This is a genomic window from Cupriavidus sp. IK-TO18 (assembly GCF_015549295.1).
Lineage (GTDB): Bacteria > Pseudomonadota > Gammaproteobacteria > Burkholderiales > Burkholderiaceae > Cupriavidus > Cupriavidus oxalaticus_A.
This window is the reverse complement of sequence record NZ_JADGMP010000002.1, coordinates 57,168-80,581: the sequence shown is the minus strand read 5'-3', so window position 1 is coordinate 80,581 and position 23,414 is coordinate 57,168. Positions and strand designations below refer to the sequence as shown.

Genomic DNA, 23,414 nt, shown 5'->3' with positions numbered 1-23,414 from the left:
GTGCTGACGAGGTACTGGCTGACTGCGAAAGCTAGTCGTCCCCGCGGGGCGGGGACGACGGGGTTGCTGCTTACTTGGCGTTGGCGATCTGGTGGTTAGACATGATCTCGATCGCGCGGCACAGGGCCGAGTGGTCCTGCTTGCCAAGGCCGTTGGCCGAGCAGGTGTTGAACAGCTCCTGCGCGGTGGCGGTGTTGGGCAGTGCCACGCCCAGCGCCTTGGCACCCTGCAGCGCCAGGTTCAGGTCCTTCTGGTGCAGTTCGATGCGGAAGCCCGGATCGAAGGTGCGCTTGACCATGCGATCGCCATGCACTTCCAGGATGCGGGAGGCCGCGAAGCCGCCCATCAGCGCCTCGCGCACCTTGGCCGGATCGGCGCCCGCCTTGGAGGCGAACAGCAGCGCTTCGGACACAGCCTGGATGTTCAGTGCGACGATGATCTGGTTGGCCACCTTGGTGGTCTGGCCGTCGCCGTTGCCGCCCACCAGCGTGATGTTCTTGCCCATCAGCTCGAACAGCGGCTTGACCTGGTCGAAGGCCTCCTGCGGGCCGCCGACCATGATCGTCAGCGATGCGGCCTTGGCGCCGACTTCACCGCCCGACACCGGGGCGTCCAGGTACGAAGCGCCCAGCTTGTTGATGCGCGCGGCGAAGTCCTTGGTGGCGATCGGCGAGATCGAGCTCATGTCGACCACGATCTTGCCGTAGCTGGCTTCCTTGCCGGCGGCCTTCAGCGCGGCGGCAACGCCCTTGTCGGCAAACAGCACGGCCTCGACGTGCGGCGTGTCCGGCACCATGATGACGATGATGTCGGCGCGCTTGGCGACTTCCTCGGCGCTGGTGCAGACGGTCACGCCTGCATCGACCAGCGCTTGCGGGGCCGGGTTGACGTCATGCACAAACAGCGTGTGGCCGGCGGCGCGCAGGTGGCCCGCCATCGGTGCGCCCATGATGCCCAGGCCGATGAAGCCGACGTTGCGTTGGTTTGCCATATTGATGTCTCCTTGCTTGAGAGTAAGTCTGTCTTGGTTCGAGTAGGTGGTAGCGGGTTACCGCGGGGGCTTACTGCACGCCGTGCGCGGCGCGCCAGCCCAGGCCGGCTTCGGTGGTGGTCTTCGGCTTGTATTCGCAGCCGATCCAGCCGGTGTAGCCGATCTCGTCCAGGAACTTGAACAAATACTGGTAGTTCAGCTCGCCCGTGCCCGGCTCGTTGCGGCCCGGGTTGTCGGCCAGCTGCACGTGCCTGATCTTCGGCAGGTTGGCCTTGATGGTGTTGGCGATCTCGCCCTCCATCCGCTGCATGTGATAGATGTCGTACTGCACGTACAGGTTGGGCGCGTTGACCTGGTTGATCAGGTCGACTGCCTGCTGGGTGCGCGACAGGAAAAAGCCGGGAATGTCGAAGGTGTTGATCGGCTCGACCAGCAGGTCGATATGCTCGGCGGCCAGCGCGCCGGCGGCGAAGCGCAGGTTTTCCACCAGCGTTTCCTGGGCCTGTTCGCGCTTGACGTTCTGCGGCAGGATGCCGACCAGGCAGTTCAGCTGGCGCACGCCCAGCACCTTGGCGTACTTGATGGCCTCGCCCACGCCGTCCTGGAATTCGCCGGCACGGTCCGGGTGGCACGCAATGCCGCGCTCGCCCGCGTCCCACTTGCCGGCGGGCAGGTTGTGCAGCACCAGGTCCAGCTGGAAGCGGTTCAGGCGGTCAGCGATCTGGTCCGCGTGGAACGCATACGGGAAGAGGAACTCCACGCCGCGGAAGCCCGCGCGCGCGGCGGCTTCGAAGCGGTCGAGAAAGCCCACTTCGTTGAACAGCATGGTGAGGTTGGCCGCAAGTTTGGTCATTTGTCATCTCCTGTGACTTGGTTTTTGTTCGTCGTTCCCGCGGAGGCGGGAACCCAGTGACTTTCAAAGACACTGGATTCCCGCCTCCGCGGGAATGACGTGTCGGACTGCAAGGGGCTGTGGAGCCTTACGCCGTTTCTACTTCTTCGTTCAGGATGGCCTCGTCCGCATCCTCGATGTCTTCGATCGGCTCGAACTCGTTGATGTTGTCGATCTCGGTGCCCATCGCGATGTTGGTCACACGCTCCAGGATCACCTCGACCACCACCGGCACCGAGAACTCGGCCATCAGGTCGCGCGCTTCGGCAAAGGCGGGGGCGATGTCTTCCGGCTTGAACACGCGGATCGCCTTGCAGCCCAGGCCTTCCACCACCTTGACGTGGTCCACGCCGTAGCCGTTCAGCTCGGGCGAGTTGACGTTGTCGAAGGCCAGCTGCACGCAGTAGTCCATCTCGAAGTTGCGCTGCGCCTGGCGGATCAGGCCGAGATAGGAGTTGTTCACCACCACGTGGATGTACGGCACCTTGAACTGCGCGGCCACGGCCAGTTCCTCGATCATGAACTGGAAGTCGTAGTCGCCCGAGATCGCCACCACGTCCGAGTTCGGCGAAGCGGTCTTCACGCCGATCGCGGCCGGGATGGTCCAGCCCAGCGGGCCGGCCTGGCCGCAGTTGATCCAGTGGCGCGGCTGGTTCACCGACAGGAACTGCGCGGCGGCGATCTGCGACAGGCCGATGGTGCTGACATAGCGCACGTCGCGCGGGAAGTACTGGTTCATCTCGCGGTACACGCGCTGCGGCTTGACCGGCACGTTGTCGAAGTCGCTCTTGCGCTGCATGGTGCGGCGACGCTTCTGCACGTCGGCGACCCACGACTTGCGGCACGGCAGGCGGCCGGCCATCTTCATTTCGCGCGCGACTTCGACGAACAGCTCCAGCGCGGCCTTGGCGTCGGAGACGATGCCCAGGTCGGGGCCAAACACGCGGCCGATCTGGGTGGGCTCGATATCGACGTGCACGAACTTGCGGCCCTTGGTGTAGACGTCGACGCTGCCGGTGTGGCGGTTGGCCCAGCGGTTGCCGATGCCCATCACGAAGTCCGAGGCCAGCAGCGTCGCATTGCCGTAGCGGTGCGAGGTCTGCAGGCCGACCATGCCGGCTTGCAGCGGGTGGTCGTCGGCCAGCACGCCCCAGCCCATCAGCGTCGGCACCACCGGCACGTTGACCAGTTCGGCGAACTCGACCAGCAGATCCGAAGCGTCAGCGTTGATCACGCCGCCGCCGCAGACGATCAGCGGGCGCTCGGCCGCGTTCAGCATGGAGATGGCCTTTTCGATCTGGGCGCGCGAGGCGGCCGGCTTGTATGGCTGCAGCGACTGGTAGGTGTCGGGATCGAATTCGATCTCGGCGACCTGCACGTCGAACGGCAGGTCGATCAGCACCGGACCCGGGCGGCCCGAGCGCATGATGTGAAACGCTTGCTGGAACACTTGCGGCACCAGTGCCGGCTCGCGCACGGTCACGGCCCACTTGGTCACGGGCTTGGCGATCGACTCGATGTCGACGGCCTGGAAGTCCTCCTTGTACAGGCGCGCGCGCGGGGCCTGGCCGGTGATGCAGAGGATGGGGATCGAGTCCGCCCAGGCCGAGTACAGGCCGGTGATCATGTCGGTGCCGGCGGGGCCCGAGGTGCCGACGCAGACGCCGATATTGCCGGGTTCGGCACGGGTGTAGCCCTCGGCCATGTGCGAGGCGCCTTCGACGTGGCGGGCCAGAACGTGGCTGATGTTGCCCGACTTGCGCATTGCCGAGTAGAACGGGTTGATCGCCGCGCCCGGCACGCCGAACGCCGTGGTCACGCCTTCCTTCTCCAGAACCGCGATGGCCGCGTCGATTGCTCTCATCTTTGCCATGATCTTGTCTCCAATGGTGGTGGGATTCGCATTGGAGTCGATCCTATTCCCCCAACCGGGGCGGGATAAACAGAAGGACGATCAGTTGATTCGATACTTCGGGTATGGAATATGGCCTTGGAAGCCTGATGAGACGGTCGCCGACAGCACGCCGGCGTATGCAATTGGATATGCGGTGTGATGAAGCGGCCACGCTGCGCAGCGGTGGGTACGCCCCGGGGCCACCCGGCGCGGTGTCTATCCGGCACGTGCCCATGCGGCGAAAATGGCGGCATCCCGTTGCCCGTGCCGATCATGTATTCCAGGCTGCCGCCGACCTACGAACTGCTTGAAGCGCTTGACGCCTCCAGCGCGCCCGCGCCGCCATCGGAGCGCGCGCCGGCTGGCGGGCTGGCCCGCTTGCTGTGGATCGGCTTTATCGTCGCGCTGGTGGCGACCCTGCTCGGCGGCGGTGCGCTGGCCGCGTGGCGGCTGTGGCTGAAGCACCCGGTACCACCGTGGTCGCTGCGCGCCTTCGAGGCGTTTCTGGCCGCGGCGGCCGCCTGCTATGTGGGCGCCGGGCTGGCGCGCACCCGCCCGGTGCTGGCCAGGCTGCGCAACCCGCTGCGCTGGCAAGCCCGGGAAATGGACCGCCAGCGCGCGGCCGAGGACGCGCTGCTGCGGCAGCTGGCGCGCATCCCGCCGGCGCAGCTGGAAGCGCGCCAAAGGCGCGTGGCCTTGCAGCTGCGGCTATGGGAGGGGGCTGCACGTACCGTGGGCCTGCTGCTGGCTCTGGCGCCCGCCGCGGTGGTGCTGGCCGGCGCGTGGCGCGCCTTGCCGCGTCCGGAGCAGGCGGTGCCGACGCTGCTGTGGGGCTATGGCGTAATGCTGGTCGCCGGCGGCGCCAGCTACCTGTACCTGCATGTGCAGTGCAGCCGGCCGTTGCGGCGGCTGGCCTACGTGCTGGGCGAAGCCGCGCGGATGAACGCCGAACTGGATGCGCGGCGCGCGCAACGCGCCGCCGCTGCACGCGAAGCGTGATCAGGCCGCGGCGAGATAGGTCTGCACCAGCCGCACCCAGGCCGCCGCGCCCAGCGGCAGCACCGCGTCGTTGAAGTCGTAGCCGGGGTTGTGCACCATGCAGCCGCCGAATTCGCCTTCGCCGTTGCCGAGGATCAGGTAGCACCCCGGCACTGCGTTGAGCATCCACGCAAAGTCCTCGCTGCCGTTGAGTCCCTTTAGCGCCTGCGTGACCACGTTGTCCGCGCCGACCAGCTCGGTGCAGACGCGCTGCGCCAGCAGCGTTTCGGCTTCGGCGTTGACCATCGGCGGCGTCAGCTGGCGGTAGTCGATCTCCGCCTCCACGCCATGTGCCTGTGCCGTCAGCGCGACGATCTCGCGGATGCGCTGCTCGACCAGCGCACGGGTCTCGGGCCGCGCGGCGCGCACGTTGAGCCCCAGCGTCACGGCTTCCGGAATCACGTTGTGCGTGGCGCCGCCGCGAATGAAGCCGACTGATACCACGGCGGTATCGTCAGGTGCGACATTGCGCGCCACCACGGTCTGCAGCGCGGTGACGATGGCCGCCGCCGCCGCGATCGGGTCGCGCGCGCGGTGCGGCATCGCGCCGTGGCCGCCCACGCCGCGCACGGTCACGTCGGCCACGTCCGACGACAGGCTCACCGGCCCCGGCAGCACGCGGAACGATCCCGCCGGCACGCCCGGCATGTTGTGCAGCGCGAAGATCGCATCGCACGGAAAGCGCTCGAACAGCCCGTCCTCGATCATCGCGCGCGCGCCGCACAGGTTTTCTTCGTCGGGCTGGAAGATCAGGTTGAGCGTGCCGTCGAATTCGGGCTGGTCGGCAATCGCCCTGGCCGCCGCCAGCAAAATTGCGGTATGGCCGTCGTGGCCGCACGCGTGCATCTTGCCGGGCACGCGGCTGGCGTAGGGCAGGCCGGTGGCCTCGGTGATCGGCAGCGCGTCCATGTCGGCGCGGATGCCGAGGCGGCGCGCGCCGCTGCCGCGCTTGAACTGCCCGACCACGCCGCTCTTGCCGATGCCGGTGTGGACCTCGTAGCCCCATTCGGCCAGCAGCGTCGCCACCAGCTTGCTGGTCGCCCCCACCTCGAAGCCCAGTTCGGGCTGCGCGTGGATCTGGCGGCGGATGCCGACGAAGGTTTCGGCGTCGATGCCGAGCGCCGGCAGCAGGTGCGGCAGGTACTGGAACGGCTGGAGCGTCGGTGTGCGGGTCATGGGTTCGGTCTCCGGAAAATGGTCAGGGTTCAGTGGGCGCGGATCAGTGGGCGCGGATGCCGCGGATGCGCAGCACGGCGAGCAGCGTGATCACGCCGCAGACCAGCATGTAGAGGGCCGGCGACATCGGGTTGCCGGTGCGGGCCAGCATCCACGTGACGATGAATTGCGACGAGCCGCCGAACACCGTCACGCCCACGCTGTAGATCACCGACAGGCCGCTGGCGCGCACGCCGGCGGGCAGCATCTCCAGCATCATCAGGAACATCGGCGTGGTGCCGAGGTTGACCAGCGCCGTCAGCAGCGCCGACACGCACAGCACCAGCGGCACGCTCGGGTAGGCATTGATCAGCCAGAACGCCGGGTACACCGCCAGCATGCTGAGCACCAGCGATGCGACCACCAGCGGCTTGCGCGCGACCAGGCGGTCAGCGAGGTGGCCGGCGAACAGCGACACCACCGTCAGCGTCAGCCCGGTGACACAGCCCGACAGAAACGAGAGCGACGCCGGCATATGCAGCACGCGGATCATGTAGGTCGGCATGAAGAACACCACCAGGTACATCGTCGCGGTGCCGGCCGTGGTCGCCAGGATGCCCTTGAGCACGGTGGCCCAGTGGTTGCGGAACAGCTCGCCGAGTGGGCTCGGCGCGTGGTCGTCGGCCTGGTGGGTTTCGTCGAGGTGCGCGCGGATATACAGCCCCACCGGCGCGATCAGCAGGCCGACCAGGAAGGGCAGGCGCCAGCCCCAGCTCTCCAGCGACGCGGCCGGCAGCACGGCGTACAGCGCGGCGCCGGTCAGCGCGCCCAGCAGCGCCGAGATGCCCTGGCTGCCGAGCTGCCAGCTGACGCGCCAGCCGCGGCCCTTGACCCCGCCTGCCTCCATCAGCATCGCGGTCGAGGCACCGATCTCGCCGCCGAGCGAAAAGCCCTGCAGCAGGCGGCCCGCCACGATCATCAGCGAGCCGGCGATGCCGGCCGACGCATACGGCGGCGCCAGCGCGATGCACAGCGTGCCCAGCACCATCAGGCCGATGGTCAGCGTCATCGCAGCCTTGCGGCCGCGCCGGTCGGCGTAGCTGCCGATCAACACGCCACCGAGCGGGCGCATCACGAAGCCGATGCCGAAGGTGGCGACCGCCAGCAGCAGCGAGCCGTAAGGACTGTCGGAGGGGAAGAACAGCTTGCCGATCAGCAGCGAGAAGAAGCTGTAGACGGTGAAATCGAACATCTCCAGCGCGTTGCCCAGCGAGCACGCCGCGATCAGGCGGAACTGGCTCTGGTTGCGAGGCGTGCTGACGGTGGCGGCGGGGGCGGCCGCGACGCTGGCAGGCGTCGCGAGGGTGGCGTCGTTCATGCAAGTTCTCCACGAACTGGTGGGGGGCTGCACGCACGGCGGACCGGTGTTGTCAGGGCCCGGTGAGCAGGAGCGGCTCGCGCGGCAGTCAGGTTGGCAACCTGTGGCGCTGAGTATTCAGGCAAACGGCCCGGGACAAAAAATCATATATTTTCATCCTGATAACCAGATCGAATCACCGTCATAACCGGTGTCGTCCCGATATCGGGAAAACTACTGAAGGGCGCCGGCAAAGCCTTGGCCGATGCGGCGAAGGGACGGAAGTGCTGCCCGCGACGCGCATCGGCGCCGCGCCCGCGGATGGGGCGTGTTGCCCCGCGCCGGGGCATGGCGCACGGCAATGCACGGCACCCTGGAACAGGAAACGAAATCGATGAAGCTGCACCAACTGCGGGTCCTGCTGGCCGTGGCAGAGCACGGCAGCATCCATGAAGCGGCGCGCGCGCTGCATATCTCGCAGCCGGCGCTGTCCAAGGCCATCGCCGAGCTGGAACGCGAGCTCGGCGTGACGCTGCTGTCGCGCTCGGTGCGCGGCGTCAGCCTGACCGCCTACGGGCTGGCGCTGGTCAAGCGCGCCAGCGTGGTCGAGCAGGAGCTGCGGCATGCGCTGGAAGACATCGAATCGATCCGCGGCCATGCCGAGGCGGAGCTGAACATCGGCTTTACCGCGGTGGCGTCGAGCGGCCCGCTGCCCGCGGCCATCGCGGCGTTCCGGCAGCGCTTTCCCAACGTGGCGCTGCGCGGCTTCGAGCTGCGCCCGCAGCAGATCCAGGAAGGCCTGCGCGAAGGGCGGCTCGACCTGGGCCTGATCTCCACCAACAGCGGCCCCGGCTCGGCCTCGCTGCAATGGGAGCCGCTGTTCTCGGTCGGCATGAAGCTGGCGGTGCGCGCCGGGCACCCGCTGCGCCGCACGCGCCGGCTGCGGCCACTGCTGGACGCCGACTGGCTGGTGCTCGACCCGGTCGACGATGCCGGCAGCCCGCTCGCCAGCCTGATGCGGCTGCACCGGATGGAAATGCCGCGCCGGGTGGTGCAGAGCGCATCGAACCTGCTCGGCCTGCAGCTGGCCACGCGCACCGACCTGGTCAGCATGTGGTCGGACTTTGTCTTCCACGGCACCGGCGGCCCGCTGCAGCTGGCCCGCGACCAGCTGGTGCCGCTGCCGATCCAGGACGAGCTGCCGGATTTCCGCGTTTTCCTGGTCTATCGCTCGGTCGACCTGATGACGCACGCCTGCGCGGAATTCAGCCGCGAAGTGCGGCATTGTGCCCGCGAGCGCCGCGATGCGCCGCCCGCCATGCGCCGGGCCCGATCCGCTTCATAAGCGCCGCCGGGATGCCACGGCGGCGCCGATGCCGCACAATGGCGCCCGGGAGACTGATATCCGATGGACAAACTCAAGCAAATCGAAGCCTTTATCGCCGTGGTGGAGCACGGCAGCATGGCCGCCGCGGCGCTGACGCAGAACGTCACGCCGGTGATGATCGGCCGGCGCATCAACGCGCTGGAGGCGCGTATCGGCGTCAAGCTGCTGCACCGCTCCACGCGCCGCATCGCCGTGACCGAGCAGGGGGCGGTGTTCATGGAGCAATGCAAGAAGGCGCTCGCCGACCTGGACCGCGCCGAGATGCTGATCGCCGAAGGCAAGCACAAGGCCACCGGCCACCTGATCGTGTCGGCGCCGGCCGCGTTCGGCCGCAAGCACGTGGCGCCGCACGCGCCGGCCTTCCTGGCCGCCAACCCGGAAGTGCAGATCTCGTTCAACCTGACCGACCGCGTGGTCGACCTGGTGCGCGAGGGCTATGACGTCGGTATCCGCATCGGCGGCGCGATCGACCCCAACTTCGTCGCGATCAAGCTGGCGCAGAACAAGCGCGTGGTATGCGGCACGCCGGCGTACTTTGCCAAGTACGGCGTGCCGCAGACGCTGGACGACCTCGAGCACCACAACTGCCTGGCGTTCAACCTGCAGGGCGGCCAGCAGCGCGGCTGGTACTTCAGCCAGAACGGCAAGACCGTGACGGTGCGCGTCAACGGCAACCTCGACTGCAACGACGGCGAGCTGCTGCACCGCTGGACCGGCGAAGGGCTCGGGCTGGGCTGGCGCTCGACCTGGGAGATCCTGCCGCAGCTAGAGAGCGGCGAGCTGATCACCGTGCTCGACGAATACGCGCTGCCCGACTACGACATCCTCGCGGTGTACCCGCAGCAGCGCCCGGTGCCGGCCAAGATCCGTTTCTTTATCGAGCACCTGAAAGCCCAGTTCGCGCGCCCCGGTTACTGGATGGCCGGCGGCAACGGCGACTGAGCGCAACGGGACGAGATGCCAATATCAGCCTGGCTGGCGGATCTCGTCGTCATCGTGCACGGGCTGTTTATCGTGTTCGTGGTGGCTGGCGGCCTGCTGGTGCTGCGCTGGCCGCGGCTGGCGTGGGTCCACCTGCCCGCCGCGGCGTGGGGCGTGCTGATCGAGTGGTCCGGGTGGATCTGCCCGCTGACGCCGCTGGAGAATGCGCTGCGCAGTGCCGCGGGGGAGGCGGGCTACAGCGGCGGATTTATCGAGCGCTACCTGTTGCCGCTGATCTATCCGCCGGGCCTGACGCCCGCCGTGCAGCTGTGGCTGGGATTGGTGGTGTTGGTCGTCAACGTGGCGGTCTACGCGGTTTGGTGGCGCCGCCGGCGCCACCACTGAGCTACAGGCTTCAACGCGCCGGGTCAAACCGCGGCACGCGTTTCTCCATGTTGGCCAGCACCGCCTCACGCTGGTTGGGCGAGCCGACCAGCCGGTCCTGCTCGTCCGACTCGGCCTGCAGGATAGCGGCATTGTCGCCGCGCTCGACCACCGCCATCAGCCGCTTGGCCGCGCGGATCGCATCCGGGTTCTTCTGCGCCACCTGGCGCGCCGCTTCCAGCGCCGCGGCGCGCGGGTCGTCGGCAACGTAGGTGGCGAACCCCAGCTCGCACGCTTCGATGCCATTGAGCACGCGCGCGCTGTAGACCAGCTCGCGCAGCACGTCGGGCCGAACCAGACCGCGCGTCAGCACCATGCCGGCCATGTCGGGCACGAGGCCCCACTTCATCTCCATCACCGACAACTTCGTGTCGGGCGCGACGTAGCGCACATCGGCACCCAGCGCCACCTGCAGGCCGCCGCCGAACGCCACGCCGTGCACCGCCGCGAACACCGGCACCGGCAGCTCGCGCCACACCATGCAGGCATATTGCGGGCGATTGGAAATGCCGTTGGTGCGCTTGCCGAGCCGCCCGCCGCCGATGCTGTCGCTTTCGCTGCCGCCATCGCCGGACAGCATGCCGGCCATGCGGCCCATGTCCAGGCCCGCACAGAACGCGCGGCCTTCGCCCGACAGCACCACGGCGCGCAAGTCCTGTGTGCGCGCCAGCTGCTCGCCGGTCTCGATCAGCGCATCGAACATCTGCTGGTCGAGCGCGTTCATCTTGTCGGGACGGTTCAGGCGGACGTCGGCGACGCCGCCTTCGATGGTGACGATGATCCGTTCATTGCTGCTGGCGCTCATGCGCGGGCTCCTTGAGTTGATGTGCCGGGTGTGCCGGTTGTGCTGCAGGCGGCGAGAACGCTGCTCAGCGCCCCTTGAACTGCGGCTTGCGCTTCTCGACAAAGGCGGCGACGCCTTCCTTGCAGTCTTCGCTGCGGCTGGCACGCGACTGCAGCGTGGCCTCGACTTCCAGCTGCGCGGCCAGGTCATTGCCGAAGCTCTGGTTCAGGGCTTCCTTGATCATGCCGTAGGCCAGCGTCGGCATGCTGGCCAGGTGGCGCGCGAGCTTGCCGGCTTCGTCCTGCAGCGCGGCATCGTCATGGACCTTCCACACCAGGCCGATGCGTTGCGCTTCCTCGGCGTCGATCTTCTCGGCCAGGATGGCCAGCGCGCGGGCGCGCATCTCGCCGGCATAGCGCGGCAGGAAGTAGGTGCTGCCGGCATCGGGAATCAGGCCGATCTTGGAGAACGCCTGCAGGAAGCTGGCCGAGCGGCCCGCCAGCACCACGTCGCCGGCCAGCGCCAGGCTCATGCCCGCGCCGGCGGCCACGCCGTTGACCGCGGTAATGACCGGCTTGGGCATCTGGCGCAGCGCCAGGATGATCGGGTGATAGCGCTCGCGCAGCATCTGGCCGGAATCCTGCAGGCCATTGCCGCCGGCCTGGCGCGCGGCCAGGTCGGCGCCGGCGCAGAAGCCGCGGCCGGCGCCGGTGATCAGCACGGCGCGCACTTCGGCATCGGCCGCGGCGCGTTCCACGCCTTCGCGCAGCTCGCGCATCAGCTCGGCGTTCATCGCGTTGAGCACGTCGGGGCGGTTCAGGGTCAGCGTCGCCACGCCTGCGTCGGTTTGGTAAAGCACGGATGCTGTCATCGTTGGATCTCCATGTATCGTTGTGGTTGCTCTTGTGTTCTCCGGGTCGCGCGTCAGCGCATGGGCTTGAGCGCATCGGCCGACGCGTCGCCCAGCTTGCTGCCGCCGTCGCAGTCAAGGATGGTGCCGGTGACGAAGTGCGCGTTGTCGCTGCTCAGGTACATGGCGGCGCCGGCGATATCGTCCTTGGTGCCGTAGTCGCGCAGCGCCAGGCGGGCCTTGTAGCGCGCCTCCACCTCGGGCGTCGGCGCCAGCCGCGCCATGCCTTCGGTATCGGCGATCGGGCCCGGCGAGATGCCGTTGACGCGCACGCCGGCCGGCCCCCATTCCATTGCCAGGCACTTGATCAGCATATTGATCCCGGCCTTCGCCGCGCAGGCATGAGCCTGGAACATCATGGCGTTGACGCCTTGCGGCGCCGTGATGGCGATCAGCGATGCGCCGGGCTTGCTCAGGTGGTCGAAGCTGGCGCGGAACACATTGAAGGTGCCGAGCAGGTCGATGTCGACCACGGTCTTGAACGCATTGGCCGACATGCCGACCACCGGCGCGAGGAAATTGCCGGCGGCGCCGGAGATCACCACGTCGATCGGGCCGAGTTCCTGGCGCGTGCGCGCCAGTGCCGCTTCCACCGCCGCGTAGTCGCGCACGTCGGCCGCCATGCCGATCGCGGTGCTGCCCGCGGCGGCGATGCCATCGGCCGCGGCCTGGATGCGGTCTTCGGTGCGGCTGATCAGCGCCAGCTTCGCGCCGGCGCGGGCGAAGCCGTGCGCGATGCCGAGGTTGATGCCGGAAGAGGCGCCGGCGATGAATACGGTCTTGCCGGAGAAGGCGTCTGCGCGAAAGGCACTGGGCATGGGTAGTCCTCTTGATCGATGGTCAGGCAATGCGAGGGATGACCGCGCCCGCCAGAGGCGGGGCGCTCAGGAAACGAAAACCGGGAGAGGGTGCGAACGCAGGCCGGACGGCCGCGCGGGCACGGTGCGATCACGCATGACGGGTCTCCATGACGGTTGTTCTGATGCGCGTCCGCGGCGATGCCGCGGCGCAGGCCTCTGTGTTGGGCCCTCGCGATCCTAACCCGAAGCACGCATTCGGTTATGGCCGCTTTGCGCCGGCGACGGAAAGTGGCCGGCCCGGCAATGTGCGCCAGCCCGCACGGCCTTGCGGCGGCCGGCACATGCGCAAGTGATTGGCCGGAAAGGGAAATTGCCGCGCTGCGGCATTGCTCGCGAGGACCCGCCGGCTAACGATGCTCGGCGCGGCAAAAGCCAGCCCTCAGAAAAAAGAAAGCCCGCACACCGTTGCAGCGTGCGGGCGGCCTTCCGGCGATGATGCGCGAAAGGCAGAGTGCTCATGAAGTGCGCCCCCGCGTCTTCATGGCGAGGACAAGTGTGCCCGGGCGCGGCCCAGGCCGCTTTGACTCACGTCAAGCGCGGGTCAACGGCCAGTCCCTCTCCTACGCCAGCAGCGCCGCGACCAGGTCCTTGCCTCGTGCCACCGGCGCGGTTTCCTCGAAATGCAGCGCGCTTTCGACATGGCTGAGGTGGTCCACCATCAGCGTGACGGCGCGCTCGACATCGCCCGCGCGCGCCGCCTCGATGAATTCGCGATGCTCGTCCGACGAGCACGCCGCGTCGCGGCGGGACTGGTACAGCATGGTGATGACCGCGCTGCGCGCGGACAGCTCGCGCATCATCTCGGTCAGCACGCCATTGCCGACCACCTCGGCCAGCACGATATGGAAATCGCCGAGCAGCCGGGTGCGCACCTGCGCGTCGTTGCCGCCCAGCGACTTGCGCTCGGCGGCGAGGTGCTTGTCGATGCGCTTGTAGTCGGCCGCGGTTGCCCTGGCGACGAACTCGCGCGCCAGCGCCGCTTCCAGGATGCGCCGCACGGCGAAGACCTCGCGCGCTTCTGCCGCGCTGGGCTTGGCCACGAACGCCCCCTTGTCCGGCACGATCTGGATGACCTTGTCCTTGCTCAGCATCAGCAGCGCCGCGCGCACCTTGGTGCGGCTGACGCGGTAGACGCTGGCCAGCGCCTCCTCGCGCAGCTTGGTGCCAGGCGGCAGGCGGTGCGAGACGATCGCCGCGACGATGTCGTCGGCGATCGCTTCAGCGGTCATGTCGGGATCGATATGCTCGGGCATGGCAGCGCACTTGCGCAGGGGCTGCGCGTTGGGGAAATGCCGTGATTCTAGCGCCCCGCGACACTCCCCGGCACGGCGGCGGGCGAACCGGCCACGGCGTTGTCATCCGTCATGGCGGCGAGGCCGGCGTCCAGGTCGGTCGCTTCGATCGTGCCGTTGAGCACGCCACGCGCCCGTTCGCGGTCGATATCCTTCTCCCATGCGGCCACCACCACGGTTGCGACGCAGTTGCCGATCAGGTTGCCGAGCGCGCGCGCGATGCCGATGAACCAGTCCACCGACAGCACCAGCACCAGGCCGATCGCCGGGATTGCCGGATGCGCCGACAGCGTCGCCGCCAGGATCACGATGGCCGAGCCTGGAATGCCGTGCGCGCCCTTGGAGGTGACCAGCGCCACCGCCAGGATACCGAGCAGGTCGCCCATTGCCAGCGGCGTGTTGGTGGCCTGGGCGATGAACACCGCGGCCAGCGTCAGGTAGATCGAGAACGCATCCAGGTTGAACGAATAGCCGGTCGGGATCACCAGGCCCACCACCGACTTCTTGATGCCCATGAACTCCAGCTTCTTCATCACCTGCGGCAGCACGCTGTCGGACGAGGCCGTGCCCAGCACCACCAGCAGCTCGGCACGCAGGTAGCGGATCAGCTTGATCACCGAGAAGCCGCACACGCGCATGATGGTGCCCAGCACCACCAGCACGAACACGATCACCGCACCGTAGAACAGGAACACCAGGAAGCCCAGCTGCTTGAGCGAGCCGATGCCGTACTTGCCCACGGTGAAGGCCACCGCGCCCAGCACGCCCAGCGGCGCCAGCTTGATGATGAAGCCCATCATCTTGAACAGCGTGTGCGAGAAGGTATCGATCAGCTTGACCAGCGGCCGGCCCGGCTCGCCCACCAGCGACAGCGCGCAGCCGAACAGGATCGACACCAGCAGCACCTGCAGCACGTCGCCGTTGGCAAAGGCGCCGAACACGGTATTGGGAATCAGCTTGAGCAGGAAGTCGACCGTGCCCTGGTCCTTGACCTTGGTGGCATTGTCGATAAAGCCGGCAATGGCCGACGCGTCGAGCGAGCGCGGATCCACGTTCATGCCGACGCCGGGCTGGAACACATATGCCAGCAGGATGCCCAGCGCCAGCGCGATGGTGGTGACGATCTCGAAATACACCACTGCCTTGATGCCGACGCGTCCAACCTTCTTCAGCTCGCCGGCGCCGCAGATGCCGGCCACCACCACGCAGAACACGATCGGGCCGATCAGCATCTTGATCAGCTTGATAAAGGCATCGCCGAGCGGCTTGAGCTTGGCGGCGAATTCGGGAAAGGCGAGGCCGAGTGCCGTGCCAATCACCAGGGCGATCAGCACCTGGCCGAACAGCGAGCGGGTAAAGCGGGTGTGCAGGCGTGGGGTGCCCGGGCGGTGCTGCGAGGGAACTGCGTGCTGCATGGTTGTCTCCGTGCCGGGCCGGTCCTGCGCATGTGCGCTGGCTGGCCCATTTCGATCCAGGAATCACCGGCGGCCCCGTGCTGCTCTGACGGCTGGGTGGGCTGCCGGCCTTACGTCTCGGGCAGGGCTCCGGGTCTGGAGCGCGCCACCGCGCGGACAGCCCCCCTGTTGGGGCGGAATCCACGCAATCCGTTGTCCGGACCGGATTGTCCGCAGCGGATTGTCTGAACGTGGAACCGAATATAGTGCATATCATTTTTGTATGCAATTTTTGAATTCACTGTGCTACCATGAATCGCACAGAATAGAGCTTCGGCCATGGGCGTCCCGCCCGCACTGGCGCCCCGCCAGCCACGCCGCCGCGGCTTTCAAGCACTTCCAGCAGGAGACACGCATGGCAGCAAATCCGTCGTCGGCCACGCCGGCAGCCGCAGAGGTAGGCACGCGCATCATGGCCTGGGCCGATGCACTGGCCGTTCACACCGAGCAACCCGGCATGCTCACCCGCACCTACCTGACCGAGGCCCACCACGGCGCCGCCGCCCAGCTGACCGAATGGATGCAGCAGGCCGGCATGACGGTGCGGCGCGATGCCGCCGGCAACGTGATCGGCCGCTACGAGGGCACCACGCCCGGCGCGCCGGCGCTGCTGACCGGCTCCCACTTCGACACCGTGCGCGACGCCGGCCGCTATGACGGCAACCTCGGCGTGATCCTGCCGATCGCCTGCGTGGCCGAGTGGAACCGCCAGGGCAAGCGCTTCCCGTTCGCGCTCGAGGTGGTTGGCTTTGCCGAGGAAGAGGGCGTGCGCTTCAAGGCCACGCTGCTGGGCAGCCGCGCCATCGCCGGCACCTTCGACACCAAGGTGCTGGACAACGTCGACGACAGCGGCAAGACCATGCGCGAAGTGATGCGCGAGGCTGGCTTCGACGCGGCCGGCCTGCCTGCCGCAAAGCATGACCGCAGCAAGGTCGCCGCCTTCATCGAGGTGCATATCGAGCAGGGTCCGGTGCTGCTGAACGAGGGCCTGCCGGTCGGCGTGGTCACCGCGATCTCCGGCGCCACGCGCTTTATCGTCGAGCTGGAAGGCCTGGCCGGCCACGCCGGCACGGTGCCGATGGACATGCGCCGCGATGCCGCCATGGCCGGTGCCGAAATCGGCCTGTTCATCGAGAAGCGCTGCGGCGGCAAGCCGGGCCTGGTCGGCACCGTCGGCCAGTTCAACGTGCCCAATGGCGCCACCAACGTGGTGCCGGGCCATGCGGTGTTCTCCATCGACATTCGCTCGGGCATCGACGCCGAGCGCGAGGCCGCCGTCAACGACGTGCTGGCCGAGATCGAGCGCGTGTGCGCGCGCCGCAATGTACGCGCGCAGGTGCGCAAGACCCACGAGGCGAACAGCGTGCCGTGCGCCCCGTGGCTGCAAGAGCAATGGGCCGCCGCCATCGCCCGCCAGGGCGTGCCGGTGCGCCATCTGCCGTCCGGTGCCGGCCATGACTCCATGGCCATCGCCGCCATCGCCGATGTCGCCATGCTGTTCGTGCGCTGCGGCAACGGCGGCATCAGCCACCATCCCACCGAAACCATGACCGCCGAGGATGCAGCACTGTCCGCGCGCGTGTTCAGCGATTTCGTCGAGCATTTCCGGCTGCAGCAGTAAGCCAGCGCCCGGAAACCCACCCGAACCCTCCTGAGAAGCTACGAGAACAAGTCATGACCGCACGAGACAGTATGAATCCCATCGAAACCACGCTGACGCAGTTCATCGACCAGCACCGCCCGCAGCAGGAAGCCTTCCTGGCCGAGCTGGTCAAGGTGCCTTCGGACAACCCGGCCGGCGATTGCGATGCCCACGGCAAGCGCGCCAAGGAACTGCTGGAGGGCCTGGGCTTCACGGTGGAGGCGCACAAGGTGCCTGACGCGCAGGTGAAGGCCGCCGGCATGATCAGCGCCACCAACCTGATCGTGCGCAAGCAGTTCGGCACGGGCGGCCCGGTCATCGCCATGAACGCCCACGGCGACGTGGTGCCTCCAGGCCTGGGCTGGACCAAGGACCCGTACGGCGGCGAGATTGCCGACAGCGAGCACGGCCCGGTCATGTACGGCCGCGGCGTGGCCGTGTCCAAGTCTGACTTCGCCACCTACACCTACGCCGTGCTGGCGCTGATGGAGGCCGAGAAGCAGGGCGCCAAGATCAACGGCGCGGTCGAGCTGCAGTTCACCTATGACGAGGAAACCGGCGGCGATATCGGTCCCAAGTTCCTGCTCGACAACAACCTGAGCAAGGCCGACTACGCCATCTCTGCCGGTTTCTCGTACGGCATCACCTCGTCGCACAACGGCTGCCTGCACGTCGAAGTGACGGTCAAGGGCAAGCAGGGCCACGCCGCCATGCCGCACACCGGCGTCGACGCAATCGAGGCCGCCACCCATATCCTGCAGGCCATCTACGGCCTGCGCGCCGAACTGGCCACGCGCAAGTCGAAGGTGCCTGGCATCGACACCGCCACGCTGAACGTCGGCCTGATCAAGGGCGGCATCAACACCAACGTGGTGCCGGACCTGGTGACCTTCCGCGTCGACCGCCGCATGATCCCGGAGGAAATCGGCTTCGACGCCGAAGGCGAGATCCGTGCCGTGGTCGAGAAGGCCGCCAGGGACCGCCCGGGCATCGAAGTGAAGGTCGAGCGCATCATCCTGGCCGAGCCGCTGTCGGAACTGCCGGGCGTGGAAAAGCTGATCGGCGCGCTGAAGAGCCGTGCCGAGTCGGTGTTCGGCGTGGAAATCCCGGTGCAGGGCGTGCCGCTCTACACCGACGCCCGCCACTACACCAAGCGCGGCATCCCGACCGTGCTGTACGGTGCCGGCCCGCGTACCCTGATGGAAGCGCGCGGCCATAACTCGGACGAGAACCTGCGCCTGAACGACCTGAACCGCGCGACCAAGGTGGTGGCGCTGGCGTTGTCGGATCTGATGAAGTAAGCGGGGAAGGCATCTCCGCGCCGGTGACAGATCGGCGACAGAAACGCCACGGCTTCGGCCGTGGCGTTTTTTTTATAAGCGCTTGCGCCTACTCCGGCAGCGTATTCGCCCCCGTCCCTAACACCCGCTGCATCAATACCGTATCGATCCACTGCCCATGCGACCACCGCTGTGTTGGCGAGGCCCTGGGACAGGCGCTGCTCGCCGAGCTGGTGGCGCGATGCGAAACCGGCCCGTGGCGCCAGATGGATGGACTTAGGGCAACGCGGATGTGTGCCGGGCACTTGTTCCGTTGCACCTGCGCGCGGCCCGATGTGTTGTATATAGTGCCGTTGGATTTGCACCGCATTAGTGCCACCGCCCCGAGGCGGGGCGCACATCAACAAGAAAGGACCACCTGCCATGATCACGATCTACCACAACCCCCGCTGCTCCAAGTCGCGCGAGACGCTTGCCATGGTCGAGGAAGCCGCCGGGCGCCTGGGCGAGCCGGTGGAAATCGTCGAGTACCTGAAGAACCCGCCATCGGTGGCGACGCTGCGCCAGCTCAACACCATGCTGGGCGTGCCGGTGCGCGAGATGATCCGCGACAACGAGGCGCCGTACGCGGAGCTGGGCCTGGCCGACCCGGGCCTGACCGATGCCGAGCTGCTGGCCGCCGTGGCCGATAACCCGATCCTGCTGCAGCGCCCGGTGGTCGTTCGCAACCGCCGCGCCGCGATCGGCCGCCCGCCCGAGAACGTGGCGCCGCTGCTGGCCTGAGGCGGACGCCGGAATAAAACCGGCCCCCACGAAGGGTGGGGGCCGGCCGGTCTGCGAGACAAACAGCTTCAGGCGGGTCGTCTTAATGAACACCCAGCCAGTGCATGGCCTCCTGACCGAAAGCAATGGCCGCGAGCACGACCAGCAGTACCACCAGTGTCACCGTACTGACGTACAGGGTGGCCTTGGCGACTTCGGCGTCTTCATCCGAGGTGTGGTGATGGGTGATGGGCGTTACGCCCTTCGCGTGCGATCCATGCGGCCAGTGAATCCGGCCGGCCAGGTCTCTCAAGTGCAGGTCGGTAGGAAAACGCATGATCGACACCTCCTCGGCAGGCGCCGCGCGGCTCCGGGCACATCGGTCAGGCGGATGATGGCGGGTTGCGCAAGTGCGCCGAATAGTCAGTTGGCTCGTTTCGCCCGGTGCGCCACATCCACTTCTACTATAGGCGGTTGGCGACGGATGCGAGCCTTCGGCCTGCAAGGGGCGTGCCGCGGTTCATGCTGCCCTGCAGCAGCGGATCAGGGCTCTGGATCAGCTTGTGAGGACTCGCTTGCCTCGTTGTCCACAGCCGGCGCCAGGCTTGCCAGTGCCGCTTCCCGTTCGCGCAGCGTTGCCAGCATGTTGCAGAACAGCGCGCCTTGTTCCAGCGCATCGTCCAGCGCCACGTGGGTGTGGGGCAGCGGATCCATCCATTCCGCCGGGAACGCCGCTTTCACGGTCTTGCGATAAGGCCGCCCGGTCAGCGCAAAGCCCAGGGTCTTGATGTCCAGCGCGGCCCAGCCGAACGGCGAGCGCCCGGCAAAGCGCATCATGTACCAGAACATCCAGGTGAAATCGAAGCCGGCCGGGAAGGCCACGAAGACCGGCTTGCCCGGCAGGCTCTCGACCCACTCCACATAGCGCACCATCGCATCTTCCGGGCGCTGCAGGTCGCGCCGGCAGGCGCTCCAGGCCTCAGGCTGGGTTTGCCACCACTGCATCTGCACGGGGTGGCCGGCCGCGCCAGGGAGCGTCTCCAGGTTCGCCGAGAACGTGCCGATCACGGACTTGTCCGCCAGCATGGCCGCGGACGCGAACGACAGCATCGAATGCGGGCCCGGAATCGGGCCGTCGGCCTCGACGTCGGTGCTGACGTAGATTTCCGGCCGGGTGTCTGGCAGCTGTCGCTTGGCCATGGCCTCAGCCCACGTCGATCAGGTGGTCGGCCACGAAGGGGTTGTTGCGGCGCTCCTCGCCGAAGGTCGAAACCGGGCCGTGGCCGGGAACGAAGGTCACATCCTCGCCCAGCGGCCATAGCCGCGTGCGGATCGAGCGGATCAGGTCGGCATGGTTGCCGCGCGGGAAATCGGTGCGGCCGATCGAGCCGGCGAACAGCACGTCGCCCACCACCGCGAGCTTGTTGGCGCGCGAGAAGAACACCACGTGGCCGGGCGTGTGGCCCGGACAGTGGTAGACCTCCAGCGTTTCATTGCCGAACTGCACGGTGTCGCCGTTTTCAAGCCAGCGGTCCGGCTCGAAGCTTTCGGCATGGCCGAAGCCGAAGCGCCGCGTCTGCTCGGGCAGTTGCTCGATCCAGAAGCGTTCATCCTGCTGCGGCCCTTCGATGGGAATGCCGAATTCGCGCGCCAGCGCCGCGGCGCCGGCGCAGTGGTCGACGTGGCCGTGCGTCAGGAAGATCTTCTGCAGCGTGACCCCTTGCTCCCGGACCGCTTCGCGGACGCGTTCGAGGTCGCCGCCCGGGTCGCAGACGGCGGCTGTGCCGGTGCTTTCGTCGATCAGCAGCGAGCAGTTCTGCTGGAAAGGGGTGACCGGGATAAGGAGGACTTTCATCAGTTGATATTTGTGATCGATACGGCATTCGAAATAGGCGCCGCATCCGCCGCGACAGCGTTGGAAAACCGCGCGGCATTCATGCTTTGCATTGTAGCGCCGGGCGATAAATTGTTGCGGCGCATATCCATATGTGATTTTTAAGCCTCTCTGTTACAAATTTCCGGATCGCCCGCAATCCCTTGTCACACCGTCGATCGCGGGCAAGATCGCCCTCGTTCGTGCGAGATCGAACAGATTTCGTAACAAAATGAAAGAGATAGTCAGCAGTAGTGAATGCTAGACTCGCGCCCATGCTTAATTTGACCGCCCTCACCAAGCGCTGGCAACGGCTGGCCAAGCTCGGGACATGCACTGCATGCGCCCTGGTGCTGGCCGCTTGTGCCACGCCCCCCGGGGGCGACAATGCGGACGTCGCCGATACGTCGAACGCGGTGCCCACGCGCGGCGCGAAGAACGCCGGCAAGGCCGCCCGCAACGACGCGGACAAGAGCGCCCGCGCATCGTCCGAAGGCGGTAGCTGGAACCTGTTCGGCTACGACCGGGAAGAAGGGCGCAGCGGCAGCTCGCTCGACGGCCTGCGCGCGGACATCGGCACGTTCGAGCAGCGCGGCGTCGCTTCGTGGTACGGCAAGGGCTTCCACGGCCGCAAGACCGCCAATGGCGAGCGCTTCGACATGCGCGCCATGACCGCCGCGCATCCGTCGCTGCCGCTCGACAGCTGGGTGCTGGTGCGCAACCTGCGCAACGACAAGGTTGCGGTGCTGCGCATCAACGACCGCGGTCCGTACCACGGCAACCGCGTGCTGGACGTCTCCTACGGCGCCGCGCGCCGGCTTGGCTTCGTCGAGCGCGGCGCCGTCAACGTCGAAATCCGCCGCCTGACGCGCACCGAAGTCGCGGCGCTGGGCCCGCAGTTCGATACCGGCGGCACTGAAGCCGGCGATGGCAGTGGCGACGACGATGTCTCCGTGCCCGAACTCGCCAACTCGCTGGCGCCCGCCAAGGCGCGCAAGGCAACCAAGGCCAGCGGCAAGCCGGTCAAGCGCAAGCGCCGCTGAGACCGGCAGCGCCCGATGCATGCCACCGCGCGCTGACACCTCTCCGTTACTTTCCCCGCACCGGCCCGGCGTCGTCGCCCGGGCGTCCTCAGGGGCAACCTCAGTCCCCGCTATTGCCGGAACGTTGCGCCAGTGCCAGCTGGTAGAGCGCGTTGGTGCTCGCCCCGGTGATCGCTGCCGCCAGCTTGGCGGCGCGCTTGGCCGGCAGTTCCGCCAGCAACAGCCCCAGCACGCGCTGCGCCTCGGCATCGGGCGCCCCGTCCGCGGCCGCGTCGCCGCCGGCGCCTTCCACCACCAGCACGAATTCACCCTTGGCCCGGTTCGGGTCGGCCGCCAGCCATGCCGGTGCCTGCGCCGCCGTCACCACCGCGATGTCCTCGAACAGCTTGGTCAGCTCGCGCCCGACCAGCACCCGGCGCTCGCCCGGCAGGCCGGCGGCGAGCGCGGCCAGCGTGTCGGCAATGCGGTGCGGCGCCTCGTAGCAGATCCAGGCGTGGTCGAGCGCGGCGAGCCGTGCGATGGCCTCGCCGCGCGCCTTGGGCTTGCTCGGCAGGAAGCCGACAAAGGTGAAGCGGCCATCGCCGGTATCGAGCATGTCGCCCGCCACCGACAGCGCGGCCACCGCCGCGCTGGGGCCGGGCAGCGGCACCACCGCGTGCCCGGCGGCGCGCACCGCCTCGACCAGCCTTGCGCCCGGATCCGATATGCCCGGCGTGCCGGCGTCCGAGACATAGGCGATACGCTCGCCAGCGGCCAGCCGCGCGGCGATGCGGCCGGCAGCCTCGCGCTCGTTGTGCTCGTGCACGGCCACCAGCGGCCGCTGCAGCCCCACGCGCGACAGCAGCTGGGCGGTATTGCGGGTGTCTTCGCAGGCCACCGCGTCGGCCAGGCCGAGCACATGCAGCGCCCGCAGCGACAGGTCCGCGACATTGCCGATGGGCGTGGCCACGACATACAGCGTGCCGCCCGGGTACGACTGGCTGGCCGCCAGCGAGATCCAGTCACTCATTGAGAACTTCCGTCGATGCCATCATTCAAATCCACCACGCAGCCGAGCAGCGCGCAGGCGCGCGGTATGCGGGCGGAGGACCGGGCGCTGGCGCACCTGCGGCGCCAGGGCCTGCAGCCCGTGGTCCGCAATTATCGCTGCAAAGGCGGCGAGATCGACCTGGTGATGCGCGCGCCGGACGGCACGCTGGTGTTCGTGGAGGTGCGCCAGCGCAGCGGACGCGGTTTCGGCGGCGCCGCGGCCAGCGTCACGCCGGCCAAGCAGCGCCGCGTGCTGCTGGCCGCGGCTCACTACCTCGCCACGCTGGCGCAGCTGCCGCCGTGCCGATTCGACGTGGTGGCGCTGGAGCCAGGGCGCCTGGAGTGGCTGCAGCACGCGTTTGACCTTGACGCCGCGCCGGCTGGTTCATAATGCGCGCTGGCGCGC

Annotated in this window: 23 protein-coding genes; 9 read left to right on the top strand and 14 right to left on the bottom strand. The window is 67.8% G+C overall.

Annotated features, from left to right (window positions below):
• Window positions 1-70: 70 nt before the first annotated feature.
• The 3 genes from IPF36_RS01730 to gcl form a co-directional block, all read right to left on the bottom strand.
• A complete protein-coding gene (locus IPF36_RS01730; protein WP_135706117.1) occupies window positions 71-991 on the bottom strand; it encodes a 2-hydroxy-3-oxopropionate reductase in 921 nt (306 codons plus the stop codon).
• A gap of 70 nt (window positions 992-1,061) precedes the next feature.
• On the bottom strand, window positions 1,062-1,844 hold the full coding sequence (gene hyi / locus IPF36_RS01725; protein WP_133097794.1) for a hydroxypyruvate isomerase: 783 nt from the start codon (window positions 1,842-1,844) through the stop codon (window positions 1,062-1,064).
• 127 nt (window positions 1,845-1,971) lie between these two features.
• Window positions 1,972-3,756, bottom strand: coding sequence for a glyoxylate carboligase (gene gcl / locus IPF36_RS01720; RefSeq protein ID WP_135706116.1), 1,785 nt, complete (start codon window positions 3,754-3,756; stop codon window positions 1,972-1,974).
• 294 nt (window positions 3,757-4,050) lie between these two features.
• Here gcl and IPF36_RS01715 point away from each other — a divergent pair, with 294 nt between their 5' ends.
• Window positions 4,051-4,776: a hypothetical protein gene (locus IPF36_RS01715; RefSeq protein ID WP_195427169.1), complete on the top strand. Its 726-nt coding sequence runs from the start codon at window positions 4,051-4,053 to the stop codon at window positions 4,774-4,776.
• On the opposite strand, the gene IPF36_RS01710 is transcribed toward IPF36_RS01715, so the two are convergent.
• On the bottom strand, window positions 4,777-5,991 hold the full coding sequence (locus IPF36_RS01710; RefSeq protein ID WP_195427168.1) for a M20 aminoacylase family protein: 1,215 nt from the start codon (window positions 5,989-5,991) through the stop codon (window positions 4,777-4,779).
• 43 nt (window positions 5,992-6,034) lie between these two features.
• The gene (locus IPF36_RS01705; RefSeq protein WP_195427167.1) at window positions 6,035-7,348 is read right to left on the bottom strand and encodes an MFS transporter; all 1,314 of its coding nucleotides are present in this window, start codon (window positions 7,346-7,348) and stop codon (window positions 6,035-6,037) included.
• A gap of 373 nt (window positions 7,349-7,721) precedes the next feature.
• On the opposite strand from IPF36_RS01705, the gene IPF36_RS01700 reads away from it, so the two are divergent.
• The 3 genes from IPF36_RS01700 to IPF36_RS01690 all read left to right on the top strand — a co-directional run bounded on the left by IPF36_RS01700 (window position 7,722) and on the right by IPF36_RS01690 (window position 10,040).
• Window positions 7,722-8,672, top strand: coding sequence for a LysR family transcriptional regulator (locus IPF36_RS01700; protein ID WP_133097789.1), 951 nt, complete (start codon window positions 7,722-7,724; stop codon window positions 8,670-8,672).
• A gap of 63 nt (window positions 8,673-8,735) precedes the next feature.
• Window positions 8,736-9,656 (top strand): LysR family transcriptional regulator, encoded by a 921-nt coding sequence (locus tag IPF36_RS01695; protein ID WP_133097788.1) that lies wholly within the window; start codon window positions 8,736-8,738, stop codon window positions 9,654-9,656.
• Window positions 9,657-9,671: 15 nt separating this feature from the next.
• The gene (locus IPF36_RS01690) at window positions 9,672-10,040 is read left to right on the top strand and encodes a DUF2784 domain-containing protein (protein WP_195427166.1); all 369 of its coding nucleotides are present in this window, start codon (window positions 9,672-9,674) and stop codon (window positions 10,038-10,040) included.
• A 10-nt stretch (window positions 10,041-10,050) separates the two neighbouring features.
• Here the strand turns inward: IPF36_RS01690 and IPF36_RS01685 are convergent, their stop codons facing one another.
• The 5 genes from IPF36_RS01685 to IPF36_RS01665 all read right to left on the bottom strand — a co-directional run bounded on the left by IPF36_RS01685 (window position 10,051) and on the right by IPF36_RS01665 (window position 15,340).
• Window positions 10,051-10,884 (bottom strand): crotonase/enoyl-CoA hydratase family protein, encoded by an 834-nt coding sequence (locus IPF36_RS01685; RefSeq protein WP_195427165.1) that lies wholly within the window; start codon window positions 10,882-10,884, stop codon window positions 10,051-10,053.
• Between the two features lie 64 nt (window positions 10,885-10,948).
• Window positions 10,949-11,734: an enoyl-CoA hydratase-related protein gene (locus tag IPF36_RS01680; protein ID WP_135706112.1), complete on the bottom strand. Its 786-nt coding sequence runs from the start codon at window positions 11,732-11,734 to the stop codon at window positions 10,949-10,951.
• A gap of 53 nt (window positions 11,735-11,787) precedes the next feature.
• On the bottom strand, window positions 11,788-12,591 hold the full coding sequence (locus tag IPF36_RS01675; RefSeq protein WP_195427164.1) for an SDR family oxidoreductase: 804 nt from the start codon (window positions 12,589-12,591) through the stop codon (window positions 11,788-11,790).
• 602 nt (window positions 12,592-13,193) lie between these two features.
• Window positions 13,194-13,886 carry a GntR family transcriptional regulator gene (locus tag IPF36_RS01670; protein WP_133097783.1) on the bottom strand — a complete coding sequence of 231 codons (693 nt, stop codon included), beginning with the start codon at window positions 13,884-13,886 and terminating at the stop codon, window positions 13,194-13,196.
• Window positions 13,887-13,933: 47 nt separating this feature from the next.
• Window positions 13,934-15,340, bottom strand: a complete 1,407-nt coding sequence (locus IPF36_RS01665; RefSeq protein ID WP_133097782.1) for a C4-dicarboxylate transporter DctA — start codon at window positions 15,338-15,340, stop codon at window positions 13,934-13,936.
• 394 nt (window positions 15,341-15,734) lie between these two features.
• Here IPF36_RS01665 and IPF36_RS01660 point away from each other — a divergent pair, with 394 nt between their 5' ends.
• From IPF36_RS01660 to arsC, 3 genes are all read left to right on the top strand, one after another.
• Entirely contained in the window at window positions 15,735-17,000 is a 1,266-nt protein-coding gene (locus IPF36_RS01660; protein WP_133097781.1) for an allantoate amidohydrolase, read from the top strand.
• A 53-nt stretch (window positions 17,001-17,053) separates the two neighbouring features.
• Window positions 17,054-18,322, top strand: a complete 1,269-nt coding sequence (locus tag IPF36_RS01655) for a M20/M25/M40 family metallo-hydrolase (protein ID WP_135706110.1) — start codon at window positions 17,054-17,056, stop codon at window positions 18,320-18,322.
• Between the two features lie 402 nt (window positions 18,323-18,724).
• Window positions 18,725-19,084, top strand: coding sequence for an arsenate reductase (glutaredoxin) (gene arsC / locus IPF36_RS01650; protein WP_133097779.1), 360 nt, complete (start codon window positions 18,725-18,727; stop codon window positions 19,082-19,084).
• Between the two features lie 82 nt (window positions 19,085-19,166).
• Here the strand turns inward: arsC and IPF36_RS01645 are convergent, their stop codons facing one another.
• The 3 genes from IPF36_RS01645 to IPF36_RS01635 form a co-directional block, all read right to left on the bottom strand.
• A complete protein-coding gene (locus IPF36_RS01645) occupies window positions 19,167-19,400 on the bottom strand; it encodes a hypothetical protein (protein ID WP_133097778.1) in 234 nt (77 codons plus the stop codon).
• Between the two features lie 206 nt (window positions 19,401-19,606).
• A complete protein-coding gene (locus IPF36_RS01640; RefSeq protein ID WP_135706109.1) occupies window positions 19,607-20,263 on the bottom strand; it encodes an exonuclease in 657 nt (218 codons plus the stop codon).
• 4 nt (window positions 20,264-20,267) lie between these two features.
• Window positions 20,268-20,918, bottom strand: coding sequence for an MBL fold metallo-hydrolase (locus IPF36_RS01635; RefSeq protein ID WP_135706108.1), 651 nt, complete (start codon window positions 20,916-20,918; stop codon window positions 20,268-20,270).
• 293 nt (window positions 20,919-21,211) lie between these two features.
• Here IPF36_RS01635 and IPF36_RS01630 point away from each other — a divergent pair, with 293 nt between their 5' ends.
• Complete coding sequence (locus tag IPF36_RS01630; protein ID WP_135706107.1) at window positions 21,212-21,979, top strand: septal ring lytic transglycosylase RlpA family protein; 768 nt, start codon at window positions 21,212-21,214, stop codon at window positions 21,977-21,979.
• Window positions 21,980-22,079: 100 nt separating this feature from the next.
• On the opposite strand, the gene rsmI is transcribed toward IPF36_RS01630, so the two are convergent.
• Complete coding sequence (gene rsmI, locus IPF36_RS01625) at window positions 22,080-22,988, bottom strand: 16S rRNA (cytidine(1402)-2'-O)-methyltransferase (RefSeq protein WP_135706106.1); 909 nt, start codon at window positions 22,986-22,988, stop codon at window positions 22,080-22,082.
• Between the two features lie 15 nt (window positions 22,989-23,003).
• Here rsmI and IPF36_RS01620 point away from each other — a divergent pair, with 15 nt between their 5' ends.
• A complete protein-coding gene (locus IPF36_RS01620; protein ID WP_135706105.1) occupies window positions 23,004-23,399 on the top strand; it encodes a YraN family protein in 396 nt (131 codons plus the stop codon).
• Window positions 23,400-23,414 lie beyond the last annotated feature (15 nt).